Annotated in this window: 3 protein-coding genes; 1 reads left to right on the top strand and 2 read right to left on the bottom strand. The window is 60.2% G+C overall.

The features are described 5' to 3' along the window. Positions 1-748: 748 nt before the first annotated feature. The gene (locus FJ398_24670) at positions 749-4,009 is read left to right on the top strand and encodes a DEAD/DEAH box helicase (GenBank protein ID MBM3841089.1); all 3,261 of its coding nucleotides are present in this window, start codon (positions 749-751) and stop codon (positions 4,007-4,009) included. 252 nt (positions 4,010-4,261) lie between these two features. Here FJ398_24670 and FJ398_24675 read toward each other — a convergent pair whose 3' ends face one another. Both FJ398_24675 and FJ398_24680 read right to left on the bottom strand, forming a co-directional pair. Next, positions 4,262-4,588 carry a hypothetical protein gene (locus tag FJ398_24675; GenBank protein ID MBM3841090.1) on the bottom strand — a complete coding sequence of 109 codons (327 nt, stop codon included), beginning with the start codon at positions 4,586-4,588 and terminating at the stop codon, positions 4,262-4,264. 454 nt (positions 4,589-5,042) lie between these two features. Next, positions 5,043-6,794 (bottom strand): glycosyltransferase, encoded by a 1,752-nt coding sequence (locus tag FJ398_24680; GenBank protein ID MBM3841091.1) that lies wholly within the window; start codon positions 6,792-6,794, stop codon positions 5,043-5,045. Positions 6,795-6,851 lie beyond the last annotated feature (57 nt).

The following is a 6,851-nucleotide window of genomic DNA, read 5'->3' on the forward strand; positions in this document are numbered from 1 at the left end:
GTTCTCGTTCCATTGCTCTCCACCCCGTGTTTCCACGACGCAGTTATGGTTCAATACCGCACGATTCTTCACCGCACAGAAGCGGACTTTCACCGCTTCGACCAATCGCCATCTCAGGCGCACGAGCGCGGACAGCTTGTCCGTGCGTTTCGGCCTATCGCCCAAGACTCGCGGACAAACAGTCCGCGCTCCTGTAAGCGCTGTGACGTTCAACTCGCGGACATGACTGTCCGCGCTTCCTTGGCTTTGCCGGTTCATCCCATGGCCTTCACTTTGAAATCTGTTGCGCATAACCCTTCTTCTTCGTTCTGACGTTCGTGGCTGTCCCTCATCGTTGTGTTTCCACGTTCGTGCGACTGACGCAAGGGTCGAGATGGAAAATCGATTGCTGCCTGGGAATTCGCAAATACGAATTTTGGGTTGAAGTCGAGTGCGGTTTTGTTCTGGAATCACGCCCGGTTGGGAAACGATCAAACGCCCTTTTCACGGGGCGCCTGATTTCGTGCCGTCGAACGGCTCCGAGGCTCCCAGCCTAGTTCTACAGTCCCCGTTGTCCCCGTTCGTATGAATTGAGGATTGATCCCGGCAGAGCGCGCGCTAGGATAACCTGCGTTACTCAGGCGACGGACCCGAATTTGATGGGTCGCTCTCATTGGCACGCAGCTCGTTGACGCGCGTTTTCTCGTTGACCGTCCGAGCGCTTTTGTGTCGAGATGAGCGACCATCGTCCCTGTGGATGGACTGCAAAATGGCAAAACCACAACGCAATAACGGGCAACACGCATCTTCGGCGACCACCAAATACGACGCCCACCATCAGGTGCTCGACCGCACGTACGGCGCCCTGGCCGATCTGCGGCGCGAGCTGGCGGATTCGAAAACCGCCGTCGCCGCCCGCACGGAGATTCTCCGCGCGTTTTCATCCTGCGCCGATTCCCAGCGTTCCTGGCTGCTGCTCGAAGATTATTTCGAGAAGCTGTGTCTGGCCCGCAAAGATTTCGGCGGCGAAGATTGGTGGCCGCGCTTGCTCCAGGCGCAAGGCCAGGCCCGGCTCGAAGCCCTGGCGCTGCTGTTCCTTCGCTCCAACCGCCCCTTGCCCACCGAGCTGGCGCCGCACGCGAATTACGAGCGGCTCGCTGAAATGGAACAGGCCGAGCAGGAACAACAATTCTCCCGGTTTCTGGACGACTGGCTGCTCCCGCCGGCTCCGATGCACCTGGATTCTCCCCGCGCCGCCCTTCGCGTCGTGTGCGAAGTCCAACCGCTGGACGACCAGCCCACACTGCATAATTTGAAAGTTCAGTTCGCGGTCTCCCGGCCGAAAAGCGGCGAAAAACTCCGCACGGTCAGCGAGGTCATCGAACTGGCCACACGGTCCGGCCACGGACAGGAGCTCTTTCCGCCCGCCGATTGCAGCTTCATTCTCTGGCTGAAAGAACTGTACGGCGAGAAGAAGCTCGACAAAGAATGGCTCGCGTTGAATGGCATGGAATTGCTCCAATGGCTGGCGCGCTGGGGCCAGACCTCGCGCCTGTTCCTCCCTGATCACAAGCTGCTGGGCTTTCACGGACAGTTGGCGGAGTTGAGCCCGCAGCTTGAAACCGAGGGCGCGGAACTGTTCTTCAGTCATCGCCTGACTCTGCCCGAATCCGAACCTCGGCCCTTGAATGGCGCGCACTTCTTTGCCGGCCATCCGACGCTGGTCCTGGTGAATCAGACTTTTTATCTCGTGCGTAATCCGAGTCCGCCGAATCTTTTCGCGTCCTGGATCAGCGCGCCTCGATTGCCAGTTCGAAAGTTGAGCCATCGGCTCTTGACCCATCTGCGAAAGAGCGGCACGCAGAAGGATCTCTCCTGGCAAACGCTCTGCGTGGCTCATCGCGCTGTGCCGCAGTTCCTTTTCGAGCTCACCGAAGACACCGTTCGCTTGAGGCTGCTCGCCCAAAGCGAACTCGACCAAAGCGCCTGGCAATGGAGCGGCCACGAATGGCAAGTCACTCAGGCTGCGAAAAAGCAGAAGGACAAACCGCAGATTCTCGACGACCCGCGACTGGAACCCGCCGTGCATTGGCTTCGGCGGCTGGACTGGTTCACGCCGGAACCCGGCCTTTGGGTCGGTGACGCCAACGAGCAGTTTTTGAATTCCCTGGCCGCAGCGTGGCCGGACCGGCCCGCGCAGGCCGAGTGTCTGGGAAACCCCGCTTTTCAGCGCCTGTTCTTATCGCCGCGCCGGCTTCGCCCCAAACTCGTCGTTCAGGGCAGCGGCATTGACTGGTTCTCGGTGTCGGCGGCGTGGGAAGCGGAAGGATTGAAGTTGAGTTCAGCCGATTTGCAGCGTCTGGCCAGCGCGACAGGGCGCTTCGTCAAACTCCCGGACAGCGGCTGGCTGGAACTGGATTCCGCAGCCGTCCGGGCGGCTCACGAGGCCGTTGCAGATCTGGGACTGGACGGTCTGAGTCCATTGGCGCAACGGGTGGATCTGGCTCATGCCGCCCAAATGGATGAAGCGACGCTGGGCCGATTCGACGATTCATCCTCCAGCCGAACGCTTCGCGAGCGGCTCACCGAGTTCACGGGCGTGCCTGCCGTGCCGATCCCCGCCTCGGTTCAAGCGGAACTGCGCCCTTACCAGAAAGACGGCGTCAATTTTCTGTGCCACCTCACGCGCCTGAAACTCGGAGGCATTCTGGCGGACGACATGGGATTGGGCAAAACGCTGCAAACCCTCGTCTGGCTGGCCTGGCAGCAAGAGCAGAATCCCAAAAAACGCAAGCCGGCTCTGGTGATTTGTCCGGCTTCGGTCCTCCACAACTGGCGCCGGGAGGCGAACCGTTTTGCGCCGCACTTGAAAGTGTTGGTCCTGGAAAGCGGCGCCGCGCGGCACAATCTCCGCAAACAAATCCCGCAGCACGATTTGATCGTCACCAACTATGCCCTGCTCCGGCGCGATCTGGCCGCGCTCCAGAAATTCGAGTTCCGCGGGATCATCCTGGATGAAGCTCAGTACATCAAGAATCCGGCCGCGCAAGTCACGCAGTGCGTCAAACAGCTCAAGGCCGATCATCGATTGGCGCTCACCGGCACGCCGCTGGAGAACCGGCTTCTGGATTTGTGGAGCATCGTGGATTTCGTGCAGCCGGGGTACCTGGGCATCCAATCGGACTTCCACGAAACCTACGAGCCCAAAGGGGAAGACGTCGCCTGGGGGCACCAGATTGCGCGCCGCCGGCTCGCCGCGAAGATCCGGCCGTTGATGCTGCGCCGGCTCAAGCGGCAGGTCGCGCAGGATTTGCCCGACCGGATCGAACAACGGCGCGATTGCGAACTCACGGACGAGCAGCGCAAGCTTTACCTGGCTGAATTGCGCCGGAGCCGCGAACAAGTGCAACAGGCGCTCATCGAGAAGGGGCTTGCGAAAAGCAAAATCCACGTTCTGGCCGCACTCACGCGCCTCCGGCAGATTTGTTGCCATCCGCAACTCGTGGGCAATGATTCGGCTTCCGGGAAGACGGAGACGCTTTTCGAGTTGCTCGAACCCTTGATGGACGAAGGCCAAAAGGTTCTGGTCTTCAGCCAATTCGTGCAGATGCTAAAGTTGCTGGAGGAGGAGTGCCGGCGGCGGCAGTTCCCCACTTACATCTTGACGGGCGAAACCAAAAACCGGCAGGACGTGGTTCAAGCCTTCCAAGATGATCCGAAGGCTTCTCTCTTCCTCTTGAGCCTTCGCGCAGCCGGCACGGGCCTCAACCTGACAACGGCCAGTTACGTCGTGCTTTACGACCCGTGGTGGAATCCCGCCGTCGAGGCGCAGGCCATCGACCGTTCGCATCGCATTGGCCAGACGCGCACAGTGAACGCCTACCGGCTCATCGCCCCGGGCACGGTGGAGGAAAAGATTTGGGAACTCCAACAACGCAAGGCCCAAACCATCAGCGATGTTCTGGGCGAGGAAGGCTTTGCCCGGAGCCTGACCAAGAGCGATCTGGAATACTTGTTCGCAGAGGACTGATCCGAGTTTCAAACTTGAGATTTGAGATTAGGAGGTGTGGCTGTCCGGCATGGACTCAAACCATGTAAAGCGGGGTTTCTCCCCACTGGCGGGCAATCTGATCCGGCATGTTCACGGTGACTTGATGACAACCAGAGGCGAGAGATCATAAGAAACTGGTCGGATGCCTTCAAGCGTTGGGAGATCTTGGCGCGTGACGACATGCTCTGGGAGAAAGTCAGCGCGCGTATCAAACAACCCGACGACGCTCGCCTAACCACCGGGTTTGTTCGCAGAATGCGGGCGACTTTGCCGGAAGGAAATGTTCGAGGGCTTGATATCGCGGTGGATCAAGCCGTGCCGGTGCAAGTGTCCCAGCGCTGAAGTCAACGTCAGGCTCAGGCGCACGCATTCGTCGGCCGGCAGACGGCCGCGGTTGTGCAGTTCTTTCGCCAGGGTTTTCGGAATGTATTTGTCGGGATTGGCGATTTCCGATTGGCGATTGGCGATTGAGGATGCGGTTTCCGTTTCCCGTGTCGCTGTTCGGCTGGCTTTGTGACCGTCGGTGACTGCGGGCCGGGATGCCCGCTCAACTGGCAGGCTGGAAGCCGGCTGGAAGCCTGCCCTACGTTCGCATCATCCGCCAACTCCATGACGTAGTAGAAATAGCCCGCCGGGTCGTTGCGCCCGACCTGAAGCACATCAACCAGGCCTTCGTGCGAGCGGGAGATCGGTTCGAAGCGCTGGATGCCCGTAAACTCGCGTTCGGACGGGCGGGTGTCCTCGCCGAAGGTCGCGTCAGCAGGCTGCGTCGGGTGGGGATAAATTCATCCGGGTTTTCGGGCATAACAAAAACGCTGTGCGAACCGGGTGTTGTGCATCATTACCCTTAAAACACTCTCGATGCCTGGAACGTGAATGCATCCGTCTCCGAAACCAGCGCGGGAAAACCCGCCTGAATCGATCATCGAGAAATCGGCAGTTTTGGGACAAGCCCTAGGCTAGGGTATCCTCCACTTGCCAATAGCCTATATCCTATTGCCGATTTGCCAAATCAGTCGATGAACTTCAGCCTCCGCGCGGCGAACCATACCATTCGGCAAAGCAGCCAGCCGTGGCGCCAGCGCTGGATGTTCGTCTCGCCGTACGCGCGCGCCCGATAGCGAATCGGCAGATCGATGATCTTCAAATTCAGCCGGGCCGCGCCGAAGAGCAGATCGAAATCACCGAACGGATCAAAGTCGCCGAAGTAAGCGCGATTGCGGGCAATGGCTTCGTAATCCGACCGAAACAACACCTTCGTTCCGCACAAGGTGTCCTTGATCGACTGGCCCAGCAGCCAACTGAAAGCGAGGCTGAAGCATTTGTTGGCGACCATGTTCAAGAATCGCATCGCCTGGTCCTCCATCGGATAAACCAGCCGCACGCCATTCACGAACTCTCCGATGCCGGAGCGTGCCACTTCATAGAATTGGGGGAGTTGCTCCGGCGGCATCGTCAAATCCGCGTCCAGGATGAACAGCAGATCACCCGTGGCCGCCGCGAACGCTTCGCGCACGGCGCCGCCTTTGCCTTTGCTTTGTTGCTTGAGAACTTTGATGCGGCGGTTCGGATAACTCGCCGCCACACGCCGGATTTCGTCCCACGTGTTGTCGCTGGAGTGGCCCTCGATAAAGATGATCTCCGTGCCCAGGCCCATTTCGGGCGTGCGCTGGACTGCGGCTTCGATGTTGCCCGCTTCGTTCCGCGCAGGAATCACGACGGTGCAGCGATAATCCGGACGCTCCGTCGTGGTTCTAGTGCCGCACTCCCCCTCACCCCTGCCCTCTCCCTCAGCGAGAGGGAGCCCCGTCTGTTGCGCTGGGCTCGAAGGATCTGTGTCGGCGGTTCCCAAGCGCGGCAACTGGCTCTCCCCCTCCCCTGGGGAGAGGGCCGGGGTGAGGGGGAACGACGCGGACAATGAGGATTCCGCGACCAACTGGCCGGGCGCAGAACGAATTCTCCAGCGCGCCACACTGGGCCGCGCCACCAGAATGACGGTGAGGCAGAAATGGCGAAGCAATGGCGCAAACCACCGATTCAGCAAAGGGTCCCAGAGAGGCGTCCGGACTGGCCAGAGAATCCGCGTGTCCATCTTGACTAATTCCCAATCCGCCAGGTGGAGGAGGTTTTTCATATCCGCCGTGGAAAGCCAGTTCTGCGGAAGCGTGGGCGCCTTGGCGCCGACTCGCTCGGCGAGACTCAGAACCGGGTGCCACAAGTGGTTGAAAAAATTCACCACCAGCCGCGTCCGCGGATGCGCGAAGCGATGCAAATGCGCCAGCACCGCCTGCACGTCCGGCAGATCGTTCACGAGATCGGAAAGGAGGAGGTAGTCGAAGGGCTCGTCGAGTGATCCATGTTCTTTGCGAACATGCTTGCCGCCCATGAACTCGGTAGGGCGAGTCCGTCCCGGCGAGCCGCTCGACGAGCCTGGAACACGTCCCGCCCGGCTCGCTGGGGACAGGCTCGCGCTACCGTGAGGTTCGAGGGAAGACAAGTCCCCCGCATCGGCCACGTGGAATTCCAGTTGAGGATGGCGCTGCCGAGCCAACTCGATCATCGCCGGACTGAAATCCACGCCGACACCCTGCGAAGGTTGGACCGCGGCGAGCAAATCGCCAATTCCGCAGCCGATTTCAAGCACACGAGCGCCCGAGGGAATGAGGAACGCGAAGTACCGCTGGAGCAGCCGGTGATAATAGCGAGCGCTCTCACGGGGCCGTGATGCAGCGCGGCGGTCGTGGAACGCGCGGCGATCTGTCATCCGCGAATTTACTAATGGAAAACCCTCGGCCCGGCGAATCTTTTTCAGGCAACCGTC

It is taken from the genome of Verrucomicrobiota bacterium, assembly GCA_016871535.1.
In the GTDB taxonomy this organism is placed as follows: Bacteria; Verrucomicrobiota; Verrucomicrobiia; order Limisphaerales; family SIBE01; genus VHCZ01.